Consider the following 18,404-nt stretch of genomic DNA (forward strand, 5'->3'; position numbering starts at 1 on the left):
GGGGGCGGTGACGACCGCGAGCGGGCGAAAGAGGCGCCTGCGGACCGCTCCGCAATGTCCCGCCCTTCGCGCCGAAGCCCATGCATGCGATGGCATCGAAGAGCGGGATGGCGCCGGATCAGCTTGCGCTCATCGCCATCATCAGCTGGTTGATGCGTTTGACGAAGGTCGCCGGATCATCGAGCGTGCCGCCTTCGGCCAGCAGCGCCTGGTCGAACAGCACCGCAGCCCAGTCGTCGAAGTGCTTGTCCTCGTATTTCAGCCGCAGCACCGCCGGGTGATTCGGGTTGATCTCGAGGATGGGCCTCGATTCCGGCGCATTCTGGCCCGCCGCCTTGAGGATGCGCGCCAGGTTCATGCCCAGATCGTGCTCGTCGGCGACCAGGCAGGCGGGCGAATCGGTCAGGCGCAGCGTGACCTTGACGTCCTTGACGCGCTCGCCCAGGCTCGCCCTCATCTTGTCGAGCAGCTCCTTGTATTCGTCGGCGGCCTTCTCCGCTTCCTTCTTCTCGGCCTCATCCTCGAGCGCGCCGAGGTCCAGCCCGCCCTTCGCCACCGACACCAGCGGCTTGCCGTCGAACTCGGTGAGGTTGCCGGTGACCCACTCGTCGACGCGGTCGGTGAGCAGCAGGACCTCGATCCCCTTCTTGCGGAAGATCTCGAGATGCGGGCTGTTCTTCGCGGCGTTGAAGGTCTCGGCGGTCACGAAGTAGATCTTGTCCTGGCCTTCCTTCATGCGGCCGATGTAGTCGGCGAGCGACACCACCTCGTCGGGGGTGTCGGCCTTGGTCGAGGCGAAGCGCAGCAGGCCGGCGATCTTGTCCTTGTTGGCGAAGTCCTCGCCGACGCCTTCCTTCAGCACCTTGCCGAATTCCTTCCAGAAGGTGGCGTACTTCTCCTTGTCGGCAGTCTCGTCGCTGGTGGCGAGGCCTTCGAGCAGACCGAGCACCTTCTTCGTGCACCCCGAGCGGATGGCGTCGATGTCCTTGCTTTCCTGCAGGATTTCGCGCGAGACGTTGAGCGGCAGATCGGCCGAATCGACCACCCCGCGCACGAAGCGCAGGTAGGTCGGCATCAGCTTCTCGGCGTCGTCCATGATGAAGACGCGCTTCACGTAGAGCTTGATGCCGTGCTTGGCGTTGCGGTCCCACAGGTCGAAGGGCGCGTGCGCGGGGACGTAGAGCAGGTTGGTGTATTCGTGGCGGCCTTCGACGCGCGAGTGGGTCCACGCCAGCGGCTCGTCGTAATCGTGGCCGACGTGCTTGTAGAAGGCCTTGTACTCGTCGTCGGCGATGTCGTTCCTGGCCCGCGTCCACAGCGCGTTGGCCTGGTTGACGGTCTCGTCCTCGTCGGTCTGCACCTGGGCCTTCTTGTCCTCGTCCCACTCCTCCTTCTTCATCACGATCGGCTGGACGATGTGGTCGGAGTACTTGCGGATCAGGCTCTTCAGCTTCCAGCCCGACAGCAGGTCTTCCTGGCCCTCGCGCAGGTGCAGCGTGATCTCGGTGCCGCGGCCGGCCTTCTCCACCGCCGCCACGGTGTAGGCACCGGCCTCGTCGCCGCTCATCGAGCATTCCCACTTCACCCCTTCGGCGGCGGCCAGGCCGGCACGGCGGGTGACCACCGTGACCTTGTCGGCGACGATGAAGGCGGAGTAGAAGCCGACGCCGAACTGGCCGATCAGGTGGGCGTCCTTCTTCTGGTCGCCGGTGAGCTTGCCGAAGAATTCCTTGGTGCCCGACTTGGCGATGGTGCCGAGGTGGGCGACGGCTTCGTCGCGACTCATGCCGATGCCGTTGTCGGCAACGGTGATCGTCTTCGCCTCGGCGTCGAAGCCGATGCGGATCTTCAGTTCGCTGTCGTCCTCGTAGAGGGCGCCATTGTCGAGCGCCTCGAAGCGCAGCTTGTCGCAGGCGTCGGACGCGTTGGAGACGAGCTCGCGCAGGAAGATCTCGCGGTTGGAATACAGCGAGTGGATCATCAGGTGAAGCAGCTGCTTCACTTCGGCCTGAAAATTCAGCGTCTGGGAGGCGGTGGCGGTTTCGGACATGGATACGGCTCCAGCGTGGTTACGGATCAGAGGAAGCGGAGATGGGGACGCCGGGCGGAGTTTCAAGTCCCCGCGCCCTGCCGTTCCTGCGCCGGCCGCCGGTTCAGACGTAAGCGATGTCGATGATTTCGATCTCGCGCAGCCCTGCCGGGCTCTGAAAGCGCACCACATCGCCGACCCGCGCCTTCAGCACCGCCCGTGCCAGCGGTGAAATCCAGCTGATGCGCCCCTGCGAGGCGTCGGCTTCATCCACGCCGACAATCTGCCAACGCTGCTCCTCCTCCGTTTCAAGATCGCAGAAGCTGACCGTAGCGCCGAAAAAAACCTGCTCCAGGCCCTGCTGGCGCTCGGGGTCGACGACTTCGGCATTCTCGATGCGCTTGATCAGGAAGCGGATGCGGCGATCGATCTCGCGCAGCCGCTTCTTGCCGTAAATGTAATCGCCGTTCTCCGAACGGTCGCCGTTGCCCGCCGCCCAGGCCACGGTTTCCACCAGTTTCGGGCGCTCGATGCGCACCAGCCGGTCGAGCTCGACCCGCAGCGCATCGTAGCCGCGCCGGGTCATGTAGTTCTTGCTGCCGGCCGGCAGGCGCAGGGCGGGAGCGAGCTCCTCGTCCTCGTCGGCGCCTTCGCCTTCCCTCACGAATGCCTTGTTCACGGGTGATGTCCTCGTTCTCGTGCTGCACGGAATGCGCATGGTAAGGAAGAATCCGGCGCAGTGGTGGATGCGGCGGGGGGCGCACGGGGCACGAAGTTGTCATTCCACACCGCCACGCATACCATTGGTCATCGGCCGCCAGCGGTCCGCGGGCCGGGCGGGCGCCGGCCCGCATCCTCTCCACACAGGGCAGCCCCATCATGAGCGATGAAACCTTCGACGAAGTGACCAGCCTGCGCACACGCCTCGAAGAGCTGCGCAGCGAACACCGCGACCTCGACGAGGCGATCGCCCGCCTGTCGCAGGCTCCCGGCGACGACGAGCTGATGCTGCGCCGGCTGAAGAAGCGCAAGCTGGCGCTCAAGGACCGGATCGCCGCCATCGAGCACCTGCTCACCCCCGACGAGCGCGCCTGAGCGCCAGCGGCGGCGCCCTTTCGTCCGCTACCGCTCATCGGACAAGGCTGCCCGCCGTGCCGATCTCCGCCACCGTGCCTTTTCCCATGACCGCCATCGAAGTCGACGGCCGCCGTGCCGCCCTCGCGGACGACGGCCTCCACACCGACCCCCGCCCCTTGCTCCTGATCCACGGCGCCGGGCACGACCACGGAGTCTGGCGGGCGGTGGCCGGCGGCCTCGTCGCCTCCGGCCGGCGCGTGATCGCCCCCGATCTGCCCGGACACGGCGCCAGCGCCGGCCCCGCACTGGCCGGCATCCCATCGATGGCGGCCTGGGTGCTGGCGCTGGCCGATGCGCTCGGCCTCGAACGCTTCGCGCTAGGTGGCCACAGCATGGGCGCGCTGGTCGCGCTCGCCACCGCCGCTGCCGCCCCGGAGCGGGTCAGCGCACTGTTCTTGCTCGGCTGCCGGGCGCCGATGCCGGTCGCCTCCTTCCTGCTCGACGCCGCGCGTACCGAACCGGCACAGGCCCATGCCCTGATCAACAAGTTCTCCTTCGCCCCTGCCGAACGCATCGGCGAAACCCGCCGCCAGGCACTGGAAGCGGCCAACCTGGAACGCTTGCAGGCCCAGCCGGCCACCGTCCTCGCCATCGATCTCGCCGCCTGCGACCGCTGGCCGGACGGCCTGGCCGCAGCTGCGCACGTGCGCTGCCCCACCCTGCTGCTGTGCGCCGCGTACGACCGGATGACCCCGACGGAGACCTCGCGCCCGCTGCTCCAGGCCCTGCAAGCGGGCTGCGATGCCCGTCTGCTCGAACTTCCCGACTGCGGCCACGGCATGATCGACGAAGCGCCGGCCGCGATCATCGAAGCCCTGTGCCCCCCCGGATGAAGACCGCGCAGCCGCCGGAATGAACACCGACAGAGTCAGCGCAACCCCGCCCCCAAGGAGAGAGAGATGTCGCGACAGAACGACGAGACCCCGCAATCCCCCCTTTCCGGCCGTGCGCACGGCGACGCACCGGGCAGCACCGCCCCCCCTTCCCCCACTCCATTCCCGCGCGTGCGCACGGTCGGCCTCGGCGCCCCGCTGCACTGGATCGCGCTCGGCGCGGCCGACCTCAAGGCCTGCCTGCGCCCCAGCCTGTTCTACGGCTTCTGCTTTGCCGCGATGGGCCTGCTCGTCACCATGGTGTTCCGCCGCGCCTACGAATACACCTTCGCCCTCACCACCGGCTTCCTGCTGCTCGGCCCCTTCCTCGCCATGGGCCTGTACGAGATCAGCCGCCGCCGCGAACTGGGGGCCCCCGCGGCGCTGGCCCCCACCCTCACCGTCTGGCGGCGCAATGCCGGCAACATCGGCGTGTTCGTGGTCGTGCTCGGCGTCGTATTCCTGGTGTGGGCGCGCGCATCGATGATCGTGTTCGCCCTTTTCTACACCAGCGAGCTACCTTCGCTATCGGATTTCATCGGCCAGGTACTCAGCCTGCGCAACCTCGAATTCCTCGCGGTGTACTTCGGCGTCGGCCTGGTTTTCGCCGCCATCGTCTTCGCCGCGAGCGTGGTCTCCATTCCGCTGATGCTCGACCGCAACCAGGATGCCGTCAGCGCGGTGATCGCCAGTTTCAACGCGCTGCGGAGCAACCCGGGACCGATGCTGGTATGGGCCTTCCTGATCGTGAGCCTCACCGCGATCGGCTTTCTGAGCTTCCACGTCGGCCTGGTAGTGACGATGCCGATCATCGGCCATGCCAGCTGGCACGCTTACAGGGAACTCGTCGAACCGCCGCATTCGCCGTGACCACCGCCGCCATTTCCCACCGGCCGGCCGGGTGCGACAAGCTTCAGCCCAGCTCGAGCACGACCGGCTGGTGATCGGACGCCGAAGTGCCCTCCAGCACCCGGACGGCACGCACGCGGGGAGCCAGTTCCGGGCTGACGAAGAAAAAGTCGCAGCAATAGGCGCGGCCGGGCCACTCCGCGCCGTGCACTCCGACACTGGGCGCATGCGCTGCACCCGGATGGGCGATCCTCCAGGCATCCAGCCACACCGGAACGCCATCGACCGCTGCCGCAGCCTGCATGCGCTGGTGTTCGGGCGAGCCCGGCTCGCAGTTGAAATCCCCGCACACCAGCGCCGCCGCCGGTCGCGGCCAGGCTGCAAAAGTTGCATTGGCGTCACGTCCGGAGCGTTCTTCCGGCAGCCGCACCTGCGCCGCCAGTCCGGCCTGCAACGCCCATAGTGCCTGGATCTGGGCTTGCCGCTGGAGCACCGAGTAGTATTCCAGATGGGTCGTCATCACCCTCAGCGCACCCCACGGTGCCTGCACCACCACCTCCACACAGGTTCGCTGCATGCTTGGCAGGCCAGGGTCGGCCGGCGCCGGCAACAAGTGACGGAACACCTGCCCCACCGGCACGCTCGACAGCACCAGGTTGCCGAAAAAGGCCCGCCCGCCTTCCCCATCGGGAACATCGACCCCGGCGCCGAACACCGCCGTATGACCAGGAAACGCACGGGCGAAGAAGTCCGGCTCGTCCTCGCGCGCGCCGCCCGGCAGGCCGGGAAAATTCGCGGCCACCTCCTGCAGACAGATCACATCGAACGCACCCGCGGCACGGATCGCCGCCGCCGTGCGCTCCAGATCGACCCGCCCGTCGGCCCCGCGGCCCCACTGGATGTTCCAGCTCAGTATGTTCATGCAGCCCTCAATCCCAGTAACGGCAAGACCTTCATAGGAACAGATCCTTCGTGGGCGCACTAGTGGGTGCACATTTTTGGAAGGTGCCCCGGCACCACTGCCCACCGAACGCATTGTTAACCAATTCCGGCAATTCATCTTCCTGGCCTCCGCCCTGTAGAGCCGATCGGCCGGACCATAGCCCGCAGCCGGGGGGCGCTGCTCCGCGAACTTGCCAATGAAGTAAGCCTCTGGGATAATCGCAAACTGCTTAAATTAGACACACAAAAAAACGAAGCGGCAGACCGGGCAGTTCCGCATGCCACGCTTCCGGCAATCCAATCACAGCAGTGCGATGGTTGCCGAAATACATACTGCAGTGCCTCCACAGAGAAATCCACAGCGCGGGCGCCCTCATCGAGGGTGTCCCATTTGAACGTGCGTGAGCGGTTTTTCCGAAAAGGAAGCAAACGGCAATGAAAGTGAATCTCCCGGTCACCGACACCGAAGTACTGCTCGGAGAAGGTGAAAACATCGTTTCACGCACCGACCTGCGCGGCGTGATCACCTACGTAAACGACATTTTCGTGCGTGTCAGCGGGTACTCCGAGGACGAACTCGTCGGCAGCGCGCACAACATCGTGCGCCACCCCGACATGCCGCCCGAGGCTTTCGAGAACCTGTGGCAGACCCTGAAGGCCGGCAAACCCTGGTCGGGCGTGGTCAAGAACCGCTGCAAGAGCGGCGACTACTACTGGGTGGTGGCCAACGTCACCCCGATACGCGAAGGCGGCCACGTCACCGGCTACCTGTCGGTGCGCTCCCGCCCCACCCGCCAGCAGATCGAAGCGGCCGCCGCCCTCTACCGCGACATCCGGGCCGGCAAGGCCGACCTGGCCCCGAAACCGTCCCGCATCCGGCGCCTCACCGGGCGCCTGATGGCGCTGCCGCTGGGCACCCGCCTGTACGGTCTGGTCGGGTTCCTGCTGGCCGGCCTCGTGCTCGGTGCCATCGTCGGCCTGGGGCTCGACGCCTACCTGCAGCGCGGGCTCGAGCGGGTCTATCAGGATCACGCCACGTCGGCGCACGACGTCGAGCAGATCCTGCGCCTGTCGGGCGACAGCCGCGCCCAGCTGCTGCTGGCCACCCAGCACAACCCGCAATCGACCCTGGCCAAGCTGCACGACCACCCGGTCTCGGCCCACACCGACGCCATCCTGCACAATGCGGAACGGATCACCGAACTGTGGGAGGGCTACACCGCCCGCAGCACCCCGGAGATGACCGCACTCAACCAGGCCTATATCGATGCGCGCAAGAAGCTCCTCAACGAAGGCGTGATGCCGGCGCGCGAACGCATCCTGGGCGGGGCCTATGCCGAAGCCGGCGAACTGATCCTGACGAAGGTCAATCCGCTGTACGGCGACGTTCGCCAGCACACCGAGGCGCTGATCAAAGCCCATCGCACCGCCGCCGAGCAGATCTTCGCCGAAACCGAGACGGTCAGCGCCTGGATCCGCAACGGCGCAATCGCCTCGCTCGCGCTGGCCCTCGCCCTCGCCGTGCTGTTGAGCCGGCTGATCGTGCGCTCGGTGGTACACCCGCTGCGCCAGGCCAACGAAATCTTCGAGCGCATCGCCGAAGGCAGGTACGACAACCCGATCCACGTCGAGGCCGAAGACGAGGTCGGCAAGGTCCTGCACGGGCTGCAATCGATGCAGATCAAGCTCGGTTTCGACGTCAACGAAGCGCGCCGCGTCGCCGCCGAAGCGCTGCGGATCAAGGTCGCCCTCGACTGCGTGGACACCAATGTGCGCATCGCCAGCCTCGACGGCAAGGTGCTGTACGCCAACCATGCCATGCACAAAACCGTGCAGCGGCTCGAGCAGGCGATCGCGGAAACGGTGCCGGGCTTCACCGCCGCCGGCTTCATCGGCAGCGACATCACCCGTTTCTACCCTGACGCGGAAAGCGCGCGCCAGCGACTCCTCACCCTGTCGCAGCCGACTCGCGGCATGCTCGACATCGGTGGTCGCGAATTCGAAATCGTGACCAGCCCGATCGTCGATGGGCGCGGCGAGCGCATCGGTTCGGTCGGCGAATGGCGCGACCGCACCGACGAACTCGCTGCCCAGCGCGCGATCCAGAAGGTCGTCGGCGCCGCCGCCCAGGGCGATTTCGGCACCCGCCTGGAAGAGACCGGAACGAACGAATTCCTGCACGAGCTCACGGCCAACATCAACCGCCTGCTCGAAGCCGCCGACAACGGCCTGCGTGAAGCCAATGCGGTGCTCGGCGCGATGGCCGACGGCGACCTCACCCGTCGCATCGAGGGCGATTACCAGGGCGCCTTCGGCGAATTGAAGAGCTACACCAACCAGACCGTCGATGCGCTCACCAGCATGATCGGCCAGATCGCCGACGCCGCCTCCGCCGTCAGCATCGCCGCCCAGCAGATCGCCAAGGGCAATCAGGATCTGTCCGCGCGCACCGAGCAGCAGGCCTCCAGCCTCGAACAGACCGCCGCCAGCACCGAAGAGCTCACCTCCACCGTGCGCCAGAACGCCGACAATGCCCATCAAGCCCAGCAGATGGCCGTTTCCGCGTCGGACATCGCCGGCAAGGGCGCCGATGCCATGCAGCTGATGGTCGGCACCATGGGCGGCATCCACCAGGCCGCGCAGAAAATCGTCGACATCATCAGCGTGATCGACGGCATCGCCTTCCAGACCAACATCCTGGCGCTCAACGCTGCGGTCGAGGCCGCCCGCGCCGGCGAACAGGGGCGCGGCTTCGCCGTGGTCGCCGGCGAAGTCCGCAGCCTGGCCCAGCGCTCGGCCGCCGCCGCCAAGGAAATCAAGACCCTGATCTCGGAGTCGGTCGCGCGCATCGAACAGGGCACCAGCCTGGCCGACGAAACCGGGCGGGTGATCGCCGATGTCGTCAAATCGGTCCGCCACGTCACCGACGTCGTCGCCGAAATCTCCGCCGCCTCGGCCGAACAGAGCACCGGCATCGAGCAGGTCAACGTCGCCATCGCCCACATGGACGACGTCACCCAGCAGAACGCCGCACTCGTCGAACAGGCCAGCGCCGCCGCCGAATCGCTGAAGGAACAGTCGATGTCGCTCGCCCACTCGGTCAGCGTGTTCCGCATCGAGGAGGGCGTGCAGCGTCTGCCCGCGCCGACCTCGCTGTCCGCCCCCCGGCTGAGCGCCAGCGTCGGTGCGGCCTCATCCGCACGTCCGATCGATGCCGCACCGCAGCGCGTCCGCCCGGCCCGCGCCGCCCTGGCCGCAGCCCCCCAGGGGGAAGACGAATGGCGGGATTTCTGAGCGCCCCCGGACTTGCCCACCGTCTCCGCCACGCGGAGCCGGTGGGCCCCCTCTCCGGTACGGCAGCCGCCGAGGCGCGACAGGATGCGCTCTCCGCCAGTGCCCAGGCCAGGCGCGAATTCATCTTCACCCGGCACGACTTCGAGCGTGTGCGCCAACTCATCTACAAGGTCTCCGGCATCGCACTGTCCGAATGCAAGCGCAACCTCGTCTACGGGCGCCTCGCCCGCCGCCTGCGCGCAACCGGCCTGCAAAGCTTCGACGAATACCTCGACCGGATCGAAGCGGGCCACGACCCCGAAGTGGAAGCATTCATCAACGCCCTGACGACCAACCTGACCGCCTTCTTCCGCGAGGCCCATCACTTCCCCGTCCTCGCCGAACACGCCGCACGCCACCGCGAATCGCGCCCCTACCGGGTCTGGTCCTCAGCCTGCTCCACCGGCGAGGAGCCCTATTCGATCGCCATCACGCTTGCCGAGCGCCCCGACGGGCTTCCATCCAGCGTGCAGATCCTCGCTTCCGACCTCGACACCCAGGTGCTGGGCATCGCACGCCAGGGGGTGTACCCGGTCGATCGTGTGCGCAACATCAGTCCGGAGCGCCTGCGACGCTTCTTTCAGGAAGGCTACGGGCGCAACGCCGGTCATGTGCGCGTTCGCCGCGAGGTGGCCGAGAAGGTCCGCTTCATGCAGGTCAATCTGCTCGAATCGAGCTGGCCGATCGAGCCCGGGCTCGATGTGATCTTCTGCCGCAACGTGATGATCTATTTCGACAAACCAACCCAGCGCGAATTGCTCAAGCGCTTTCAGCGCATGCTCAGAGCCGACGGTCTGCTGATCTGCGGCCACTCGGAGAGCCTGATGCACAGCACCGATCTGTTCCGCAACCTCGGCAAGACCGTCTATGCGCCGGTCGGCGGAGCGACCCCTCCGCGCTGAGCGCCCCGATGACCGCCACCCACTGTTATTTCGACCGCCTTTTCCAGCATGCAGCCATCAAGATCCTGCCCGGTGAATACCATGTCACGCGCTCGCAGTTGCTGGTCACCGTGCTCGGCTCCTGTGTCGCCGCATGTCTGCGCGATCCAGGCACCGGCATCGCCGGCATGAACCACTTCCTGCTTCCCGGCGCTGATGACGACCCCGCCAATCCGGCCTCGGCCTCGGCCCGCTACGGCGCCTTCGCCATGGAAACCCTGATCCAGCAGATGGTCTGTGCCGGCGCACGGCGCGAACGCCTGGTGGCCAAGGTATTCGGCGGCGGCGCCGTACTCCCGCACGTCGGCTCGGCCAACGTGGGGGAGCGCAATGCCGCCTTCGTGCTCGATTTCCTCGCGCGTGAGCGCATTCCCCTGCACGCTCGGGATCTGCTCGGCCCCTATCCACGTAAGATCTACTTTTTCCCCGACAGCGGCCATGCCCGCATCCGGGTCATGCGGGGCGGAAGCAGCCTGCCCCTGCTGCACCGCGAAACCCGCTACGCACAGCGCCTCGACACCCCGGCCGACGATCCCGCCGCCGATTTCTTCTGAACCCGCCCGGCCACCGCCAGCGGCCCTGCAACCGACGTCCGACCGCCTCCCTTTCAACCGCCCCCCCCTTTCGGCCCCATCCTTCTGAGAAGAAACCTCAATGAAGATCAACCTTCCCGTCACCGACAACGAGTTGCAGCTCCACGATGGTGAAGACATCGTTTCACGCACCGACCTGCGCGGCGTGATCACCTATATCAACGACGCCTTCGTGCGCATCAGCGGCTTCACCGAAACCGAGCTCATCGGCAGCGCGCAGAACATCGTGCGCCACCCCGACATGCCGCCCGAAGCCTTCGAAGACCTGTGGCGCACGCTGAAAGCGGGCAAACCCTGGTCGGGCGTAGTCAAGAACCGCTGCAGAAACGGCGACTTTTACTGGGTAATGGCCAAGGTCACCCCGATACGCGAGGGCGGCCACATCACCGGCTACCTGTCGGTGCGCACCCGCCCCAGCCGCCAGCAGATCGAAGCGGCCGCCGCCCTCTACCGCGACATCCGGGCCGGCAAGGCCAGCCTCGCACCGAAGCAGTCGCGCATCCGGCGCTTCGCCGGGCGCCTGATGGCGCTGCCGCTGGGTGCCCGCCTGTACGGCCTGGTCGGCTTCCTGCTGACCGGCCTCGTGCTCGGTGCCATCGTGGGCCTGGGGCTCGGCGCCTACCTGCAGCGCGGGCTCGAGCGGGTCTATCAGGATCACGCCACGTCGGCACACGACGTCGAACACATCCTGATGCTATCGGGCGACACCCGTGCCCAGCTGCTGCTGGCCACCCAGCACAACCCGCAATCGACCCTGGCCAAGCTGCACGACCACCCGGTCTCGGCCCACACCGACACCATCCTGCGCAACGCGGAGCGGATCACCGAAATCTGGAACGGCTACAGTGCCCGCAGCACCCCGGAGATGGCCGCGCTCAACCAGGCTTACATCGACACTCGCAAGAAACTCCTCAGCGAAGGGGTGACGCCGGCACGCGAACGCATCCAGGCCGGAGCCTATGCCGAGGCCAGCGAGCTGATCCTGACGAAGGTCAATCCGCTGTACGGCGAAATCCGCGAACACACCGAAGCGCTGATCAAAGCCCATCGTGCGGCAGCCGAGCAGATCTTCTCCGAAACCGAGACGGTCAGCGCCTGGATCCGCAACGGCGTGATCGCCTCGCTCGCCCTGGCCCTCGCCCTCGCCGTGCTGTTGAGCCGGCTGATCGTGCGCTCGGTGGTGCACCCGCTGCGCCAGGCCAACGAAGCGTTCGAGCGCATCGCCGAAGGCAGGTACGACAACCCGATCCAGGTCGAGGCCGATGACGAGGTCGGCAAGGTCCTGCACGGGCTGCAGTCGATGCAGATCAGGCTCGGTTTCGACGTCAACGAAGCACGCCGCATCGCCGCCGAAGCACTGCGGATCAAGGTCGCCCTCGACTGCGTGGCAACCAACGTGCGCATCGCCAACCTCGACGGCAAGGTGCTGTACGCCAACCATGCGATGCAGAAAACCGTGCAGCAGCTCGAGCAGGCGATCGCGGCGACGGTACCGGGCTTCACCGCCGCCGGCTTCGTCGGCAGCGACATCACCCTGCTGCACGCCGACCCGGCCACGGCCCGCCGGCAACTCACCAGCCTGAACCAGCCCACCTCCACGACCCAGATGATCGGCGGGCGCGAGTTCGAGCTGAGCACCAGCCCGATCGTCGATGAACGGGGCGAGCGCATCGGTTCGGTCGGCGAATGGCGCGACCGCACCGACGAACTCGCCGCCCAGCGCGCGATCCAGCAGGTGGTCGGCGCCGCCGCACAGGGCGATTTCAGCGCCCGCCTGGAAATCGCGGCCGCAAACCAGTTCCTGCGTGAGCTCAACACCAACATCAACTGCCTGCTCGAAGCCGCCGACAACGGCCTGCGCGAAGCCAATGCGGTGCTCGGCGCGATGGCCGACGGCGATCTCACCCGGCGCATCGAGGGCGATTACCAGGGCGCCTTCGGCGAATTGAAGAGCTACACCAACCAGACCGTCGATGCGCTCACCAGCATGATCGGCCAGATCGCCGACGCCGCCTCCGCCGTCAGCATCGCCGCCCAGCAGATCGCCAAGGGCAATCAGGATCTGTCCGCGCGCACCGAGCAGCAGGCCTCCAGCCTCGAACAGACCGCCGCCAGCACCGAAGAGCTCACCTCCACCGTGCGCCAGAACGCCGACAATGCCCGCCAGGCCCGGCAGATGGCCGTCTCCGCGTCGGACATCGCGGGCAAGGGCGCCGATGCCATGCAGCTGATGGTCGGCACCATGGGCGACATCCACCGGGCCGCGCAGAAGATCGTCGACATCATCAGCGTGATCGACGGCATCGCCTTCCAGACCAACATCCTGGCGCTCAACGCCGCGGTCGAGGCCGCCCGCGCCGGCGAACAGGGGCGCGGCTTCGCCGTGGTCGCCAGCGAAGTGCGCAGCCTGGCCCAGCGCTCGGCCGCCGCCGCCAAGGAAATCAAGACCCTGATCTCGGAGTCGGTCGCGCGCATCGAACAGGGCACCAACCTGGCCGACGAAACCGGGCGGGTGATCGCCGACGTCGTCAAATCGGTCCGCCACGTCACCGACGTCGTCGCCGAGATTTCCGCCGCCTCGGCCGAACAGAGCACCGGCATCGAACAGGTCAACATCGCCATCACCCACATGGACAGCGTCACCCAGCAGAACGCCGCGCTCGTCGAACAGGCCAGCGCCGCGGCCGAATCGCTCGAGGAGCAATCGATGTCGCTCGCCCACTCGGTCAGCGTGTTCCGCATCGAGGAGAGCGTGCAGCGCCTTCCCGCGCCAGCCTCGCTGTCCGCCCCGCGGCTGAGCGCCAGCGTCGGCGCGCCAGCGAGCGCACGCCCGGCCGATGCTGCACCGCACCGCGTCCGCCCGGCCCGCGCCGCCCTGGCCGCGGCCCCCCAGGGGGAAGACGAATGGAGGGATTTCTGAGCACGCCAGCCGACGCAGGCAGCGGGAGGCGTTACCAAATAAAACAAGTGATTGCAGAACGTTTTCGTGAGGAGACGGTTTGACCTATTGCGCCGCGCGCGCCTGCCGCTTCCGCCGGCGCGCGAGCGGCCTGGCGCATCGGCGCGCCAGGCCGCTCCGTCCGCAGCACGCCGCATAATCGAGCCATCGACCACAGGCCCCCCTCCATGGCAGACGCGCATCGCTCCCGGCACCATCACGGCCACCGCCACGAACATGACGGCGACCGCCATGGGAGCGGCCCCCACGGCGCACAGGGCCGCCACCATGACGACCACACTGCCAGCCGCTACCTGCCGCTGGCCTTGGTGCTGACCCTCGGCTTCGCCGCCGTCGAGGCGGTGGCGGGCTGGTGGTCGGGCTCACTGGCCCTGCTCGGCGACGCCGGCCACATGGTCACCGATGCCTTGTCGCTCGGACTCGCGGCCCTTGCCGCGCGTGTCGCGCTGCGTCCGGTCAGCCCGCGCCATTCCTACGGACTGCGCCGTGTCGAAGCGCTGGCGGCCCTGGTCAACAGCCTTTTCATGCTGGCCGTCGTCGCCCTGCTGCTGTGGCAGGCGGTGCTTCGCCTGCTCGAGCCGCGCGAAATCGCGGGCCAGACCGTGACGCTGGTGGCGCTCGGTGGCCTCGTCCTGAATCTGCTCGTCGCCTGGCTGCTGACGCGCGGCGAGGGCGACCTCAACACCCGCGGCGCGCTGCTGCACGTGCTCGGCGACCTGCTCGGCTCGGTCGCGGCACTGGCCTCCGGTCTCGTCATCCAGTTCAGCGGCTGGACGCCGATCGACCCGCTGCTGACCATGCTGATCTGCGGCCTGATCCTGTTCTCCACCTTGTCGCTGCTGCGCAACGTGCTCCACACCCTGCTCGAAGGCGTGCCCGACGGCCTGTCGCTGCCCGAAGTGGGACGCGCGATGGCCAGCGTGCCAGGCGTGCGCTCGGTACACGATCTCCACATCTGGAGCCTGGACTCGCGCCGCACCGCGCTCTCGGCCCACATCCTGCTGACCGATGCGCGGCGCTGGCCCGACGTGCTGGAGGCCGAGCGTGCGCTTCTGCGTGGGCGTTTCGGTGTGGAACACGCCACGCTGCAACCCGAGATCCCCCTTGCCGAACCGATCATGTTCGCGCCACGGCGCTCCGGCACCGCCGACGATCGCGACTGACCGGGGCCCGCTCCGCCGCGGCAGGCCAAAACCCGCGTAAACAGCGGCTTCGAGCGCTCCGCGCACCCCTCAAAACCATACTACATGTAGTACATCACGAAAAACAAATACACAAATAAAACGCTTAATTATCTGTTTTTAAACGTTTTTTATTTTTTTGCGAAATCGGATTTTCCGCGCTATTCTTCAGTCCATCCCATGAACCACCACGGATGAAGAAAAAGGCCATGAGCGAGACCAACAGCGCGTCCACAAGCACCCCCATCCAAGGCAGCGCCAAGCCCACTGCCGCCAACCTGCCGATGCAGGAAATCTCCGGCGAAGTCCTCGTCGAAAAATACGCCAAGGGCGACGAGCAGAGCGTCGCCGAAGTGCGCCGCCGCGTCGCCCGCGCGCTGGCCGCCATCGAATCCGAAGACAGGCGCGCGCACTGGGAAGCGAAGTTCCTCGAAGCGCAGGAAAAGGGCTTCGTCCCCGCCGGCCGGATCAACAGCGCCGCCGGCACCCCGCTCGCCGCCACCCTGATCAACTGCTTCGTGCAGCCGGTGGGCGATTCGGTCACCGAGGCGGTCGATGGCCGCCCCGGCATCTATACCGCGCTCGCCCAGGCGGCCGAGACCATGCGCCGCGGCGGCGGCGTCGGCTACGACTTCTCCTCGATCCGCCCCAAGGGCGCGCTGGTCAAGGGCACGGCCTCGAACGCCTCCGGTCCGGTGTCCTACATGCGCGTGTTCGACCGTTCCTGCGAAACGGTGGAATCGGCCGGCGCCCGCCGCGGCGCGCAGATGGGCGTGCTGCGCTGCGATCACCCAGACATCGAGGAATTCATCCACGCCAAGGATCACGGCGACCTCACCAACTTCAACATCTCGGTCGGCGTCACCGACCCCTTCATGCAGGCGGTCGAGGGCGACGGTTTCGTCGAACTCGCGCACAAGGCCGAGCCGACCGCCGAACTGAGGGAAGCCGGCGCCTACCAGCGCGACGACGGCCTGTGGGTCTATCGCAAAGTGCGCGCGCGCGAGTTGTGGGACCAGATCATGCGGTCCACCTATGACCACGCCGAGCCGGGCATCCTGTTCCTCGACCGCATGAACCAGGACAACAACCTGTACTACTGCGAGACCATCGAGGCCACCAACCCCTGCGCCGAACAGCCGCTGCCGCCCTACGGCTGCTGCTGCCTGGGTTCGATCAACCTGACGCCCTTCGTCAAGCACCCGTTCACCGGCAAGGCCGAGTTCGACTACGCCGCTTTCGGCAAGATCGTCGACATCTCGATCCGGATGCTCGACAACGTCCTCGACAGCACCCACTGGCCGCTCGAGCAGCAGCGCGCCGAAGCCGACTCCAAGCGCCGCGTGGGGCTGGGCTTCACCGGCCTAGGCGACGCCCTGATCATGCTCGGCAAGCGCTACGACACGCCCGAAGCGCGCGACGAGGCACGCAAGATTTCCGAGTACATGCGCAACCGCGCCTACCTCGCCTCGTCCGATCTGGCCAAGGAGCGCGGCGCCTTCCCGCTGTTCAACGCCGACCTCTACCTGTCGGGCGGCAATTTCGCCTCGCGCCTGCCGGCCGAGGTCAAGGACCGGATCCGCAAGCACGGCATCCGCAACTCGCACCTGCTGTCGATCGCGCCCACCGGCACCATCAGCCTGGCCTTCGCCGACAACGCCAGCAACGGCATCGAGCCGCCGTTCTCCTACACCTACACCCGCCGCAAACGCATGGCCGACGGCACCTTCAAGGAGTACGCGGTCGAGGACTACGCCTGGCGCCTGTACAAACACCTCGGCGGCAACGTCGACAAGTTGCCCGCCCCCTTCGTCACCGCACTGGAAATTTCCGCCCAGGCGCACAAGGACATGGTCGCCGCGGTCGCGCCCTACATCGACACTTCGATCTCGAAGACGGTGAACGTACCCGAGGACTATCCCTACGCCGAGTTCGAGGATCTCTACCTCAGCGCGTGGAAGGCCGGCCTCAAGGGGCTGGCCACCTACCGGCCGAACAGCGTCCTCGGTTCGGTGCTGTCGGTCACCCCGAGCACCGAGCAGAAGCAGCCCCACGACGTCGAGCTCTCCGACGCCAACCGCCGCCTGTCGATCAAGAGCCTGCCCGCGCCGGTGCTCGCCAGCCTGCGCTGGCCGGGCCGCCCCGAGCTGCCCGACGGCAACCTGGCGTGGACCTACATGCTCAACACCCCGACCGGCGGCTTCGCCCTCTTCGTCGGCCAGGTCGGCAACAACGGCGGCTCGTTCCCGTTCGAGGTCTGGGTCAACGGCGCCGACCAGCCGCGCGGCCTCGGCGCGGTTGCGAAGACGCTGTCGATGGACATGCGCGCCAACGACCGCGGCTGGCTCAAGCTGAAGCTCGACACCCTCGCCCGCACCGTGGGCGAGAAGTCCTTCGAGATGCCCTTCCCGCCGCACGGCGAGAAGAAGCTCGTGCCCGGCGTGGTGTCCGCCTTCGCCCAGGCAGTGAATTACCGCTGCGAAAAACTCGGCGCCTTCGACCACGAGGACGACACCAACCCGGTGCTCGACACCTTGTTCAGCCTCGACGAACCGAAGACCGGCACCGACGGCACGCTGTCGTGGACGGTGGACATCTACAACCCGGCGACCGGCGAAGACTTTGTCCTCGGCCTGAAGGAGATCACCCTGCCGGCGCAGGACGGCTTCAGCGCCGGCGTCACCCGCCCCTATTCGATGTGGCTGTCGGGCAACTACCCGCGTGCGCTCGACGGGCTGTCGCGCATCCTCTCGCTCGACATGCGCGTCATGGACCCGGCGTGGATCGGGATGAAGCTCAGAAAGCTGCTCGACTACCCCGAGCCGCTGGGCGACTTCATGGCCTTCGTCCCCGGCACCCGCCGCCAGCAGAACTATCCCAGCACCGTGGCCTACCTCGCGCAGCTGATCATCCACCGCTATGCGATGCTCGGCGTGCTCGATGAGCGCGGCTATCCGACGCGCGAGATGGGCATCCTCGAGTCGCCGCGCGACGACAGCGAACCCAAGCTGATGCAGGGTACGCTGTGCGCCGAGTGCGGCAACCACACCGTGATCCGCAAGGACGGCTGCGACTTCTGCACCGCCTGCGGTGCGGTCGGCACCTGCGGCTGAGCGCGGGCGGCGCCTCGCGCCGAGGCGCTTCCACTATAATCCGGACCTCGACTGCAACGACCGGGGAGCACGAGGCGGCAATGCCGCTTCCTGCCCCCGCCCCGCTCCCATGCCTACCTGCCCCCGCTGCGACGGCACCGACTGTCGCCAATCGCCCTGGCGCTCGGAAGACGAACAGCGCACCCACCCGGGCGAACTCGCCTGGCGCTGCATGTCCTGCGTGCATCGCTTCTACAGCCCGGCACCGAAGGGAGTGCTGCGGAACAATCCGCTGTTCGCTGCGATCGGCGGTAGCACTTTCCTGGTCGTGGTCGCCGTCGTGGTCATCCTCTGGGTCTGGAAGAGCTGAGAGTCTGTGAAAATATGATCATCATGCCTTTGGTATAATTGGCGCTCCAGCCGCCGCCTGATCCCGACATGAATACTCGCGCCCGCGTGGTTCTACCCAACCGCAC

Annotated in this window: 12 protein-coding genes and 1 pseudogene; 10 read left to right on the plus strand and 3 right to left on the minus strand. The window is 67.0% G+C overall.

Going from position 1 to position 18,404, the window contains the following annotated elements; translation table 11 throughout:
- Positions 1-118: 118 nt before the first annotated feature.
- Positions 119-2,050: a molecular chaperone HtpG gene (gene htpG / locus MXC99_RS02700; RefSeq protein ID WP_247724070.1), complete on the minus strand. Its 1,932-nt coding sequence runs from the start codon at positions 2,048-2,050 to the stop codon at positions 119-121.
- 103 nt (positions 2,051-2,153) lie between these two features.
- Positions 2,154-2,708: a transcription elongation factor GreB gene (greB, locus tag MXC99_RS02705; protein ID WP_107221279.1), complete on the minus strand. Its 555-nt coding sequence runs from the start codon at positions 2,706-2,708 to the stop codon at positions 2,154-2,156.
- Positions 2,709-2,908: 200 nt separating this feature from the next.
- On the opposite strand from greB, the gene MXC99_RS02710 reads away from it, so the two are divergent.
- The 3 genes from MXC99_RS02710 (at position 2,909) to MXC99_RS02720 (ending at position 4,908) form a co-directional block, all read left to right on the plus strand.
- The gene (locus MXC99_RS02710; protein WP_107221280.1) at positions 2,909-3,124 is read left to right on the plus strand and encodes a YdcH family protein; all 216 of its coding nucleotides are present in this window, start codon (positions 2,909-2,911) and stop codon (positions 3,122-3,124) included.
- Between the two features lie 86 nt (positions 3,125-3,210).
- The gene (locus tag MXC99_RS02715) at positions 3,211-3,999 is read left to right on the plus strand and encodes an alpha/beta fold hydrolase (RefSeq protein WP_247724071.1); all 789 of its coding nucleotides are present in this window, start codon (positions 3,211-3,213) and stop codon (positions 3,997-3,999) included.
- Positions 4,000-4,065: 66 nt separating this feature from the next.
- A complete protein-coding gene (locus MXC99_RS02720; RefSeq protein WP_247724072.1) occupies positions 4,066-4,908 on the plus strand; it encodes a DUF2189 domain-containing protein in 843 nt (280 codons plus the stop codon).
- A gap of 43 nt (positions 4,909-4,951) precedes the next feature.
- On the opposite strand, the gene MXC99_RS02725 is transcribed toward MXC99_RS02720, so the two are convergent.
- Positions 4,952-5,809, minus strand: coding sequence for an endonuclease/exonuclease/phosphatase family protein (locus MXC99_RS02725; protein ID WP_247724073.1), 858 nt, complete (start codon positions 5,807-5,809; stop codon positions 4,952-4,954).
- A gap of 455 nt (positions 5,810-6,264) precedes the next feature.
- Between MXC99_RS02725 and MXC99_RS02730 the strand changes: the two genes are divergently transcribed.
- The 7 genes and pseudogenes from MXC99_RS02730 (at position 6,265) to MXC99_RS02765 (ending at position 18,298) form a co-directional block, all read left to right on the plus strand.
- Positions 6,265-9,123: a methyl-accepting chemotaxis protein gene (locus tag MXC99_RS02730; protein ID WP_247724074.1), complete on the plus strand. Its 2,859-nt coding sequence runs from the start codon at positions 6,265-6,267 to the stop codon at positions 9,121-9,123.
- A 41-nt stretch (positions 9,124-9,164) separates the two neighbouring features.
- The gene (locus MXC99_RS02735) at positions 9,165-10,064 is read left to right on the plus strand and encodes a CheR family methyltransferase (RefSeq protein WP_247724075.1); all 900 of its coding nucleotides are present in this window, start codon (positions 9,165-9,167) and stop codon (positions 10,062-10,064) included.
- Between the two features lie 8 nt (positions 10,065-10,072).
- Complete coding sequence (gene cheD / locus MXC99_RS02740) at positions 10,073-10,657, plus strand: chemoreceptor glutamine deamidase CheD (protein WP_247724076.1); 585 nt, start codon at positions 10,073-10,075, stop codon at positions 10,655-10,657.
- Between the two features lie 100 nt (positions 10,658-10,757).
- A pseudogene (locus MXC99_RS02745) lies at positions 10,758-13,280 on the plus strand (methyl-accepting chemotaxis protein); the annotation flags it as partial.
- A 542-nt stretch (positions 13,281-13,822) separates the two neighbouring features.
- Positions 13,823-14,818, plus strand: a complete 996-nt coding sequence (locus MXC99_RS02755) for a cation diffusion facilitator family transporter (RefSeq protein ID WP_247724077.1) — start codon at positions 13,823-13,825, stop codon at positions 14,816-14,818.
- A 227-nt stretch (positions 14,819-15,045) separates the two neighbouring features.
- A complete protein-coding gene (locus tag MXC99_RS02760) occupies positions 15,046-17,949 on the plus strand; it encodes an adenosylcobalamin-dependent ribonucleoside-diphosphate reductase (RefSeq protein ID WP_247724078.1) in 2,904 nt (967 codons plus the stop codon).
- Positions 17,950-18,058: 109 nt separating this feature from the next.
- The gene (locus MXC99_RS02765; RefSeq protein ID WP_247724079.1) at positions 18,059-18,298 is read left to right on the plus strand and encodes a hypothetical protein; all 240 of its coding nucleotides are present in this window, start codon (positions 18,059-18,061) and stop codon (positions 18,296-18,298) included.
- Positions 18,299-18,404 lie beyond the last annotated feature (106 nt).

Origin of the sequence: Thauera aromatica (assembly GCF_023093595.1) — a bacterium.
In the GTDB taxonomy this organism is placed as follows: Bacteria; Pseudomonadota; Gammaproteobacteria; order Burkholderiales; family Rhodocyclaceae; genus Thauera; species Thauera aromatica_A.

Excerpts from the sequence above, each read along its gene's own strand:
- htpG (WP_247724070.1), bottom strand. The coding sequence starts at position 2,050 with ATGTCCGAAACCGCCACCGCCTCCCAGACGCTGAATTTTCAGGCCGAA.
- MXC99_RS02710 (WP_107221280.1), top strand. The coding sequence starts at position 2,909 with ATGAGCGATGAAACCTTCGACGAAGTGACCAGCCTGCGCACACGCCTC.
- MXC99_RS02715 (WP_247724071.1), top strand. The coding sequence starts at position 3,211 with ATGACCGCCATCGAAGTCGACGGCCGCCGTGCCGCCCTCGCGGACGAC.
- MXC99_RS02720 (WP_247724072.1), top strand. The coding sequence starts at position 4,066 with ATGTCGCGACAGAACGACGAGACCCCGCAATCCCCCCTTTCCGGCCGT.
- MXC99_RS02725 (WP_247724073.1), bottom strand. The coding sequence starts at position 5,809 with ATGAACATACTGAGCTGGAACATCCAGTGGGGCCGCGGGGCCGACGGG.
- MXC99_RS02730 (WP_247724074.1), top strand. The coding sequence starts at position 6,265 with ATGAAAGTGAATCTCCCGGTCACCGACACCGAAGTACTGCTCGGAGAA.
- cheD (WP_247724076.1), top strand. The coding sequence starts at position 10,073 with ATGACCGCCACCCACTGTTATTTCGACCGCCTTTTCCAGCATGCAGCC.
- MXC99_RS02755 (WP_247724077.1), top strand. The coding sequence starts at position 13,823 with ATGGCAGACGCGCATCGCTCCCGGCACCATCACGGCCACCGCCACGAA.
- MXC99_RS02760 (WP_247724078.1), top strand. The coding sequence starts at position 15,046 with ATGAGCGAGACCAACAGCGCGTCCACAAGCACCCCCATCCAAGGCAGC.
- MXC99_RS02765 (WP_247724079.1), top strand. The coding sequence starts at position 18,059 with ATGCCTACCTGCCCCCGCTGCGACGGCACCGACTGTCGCCAATCGCCC.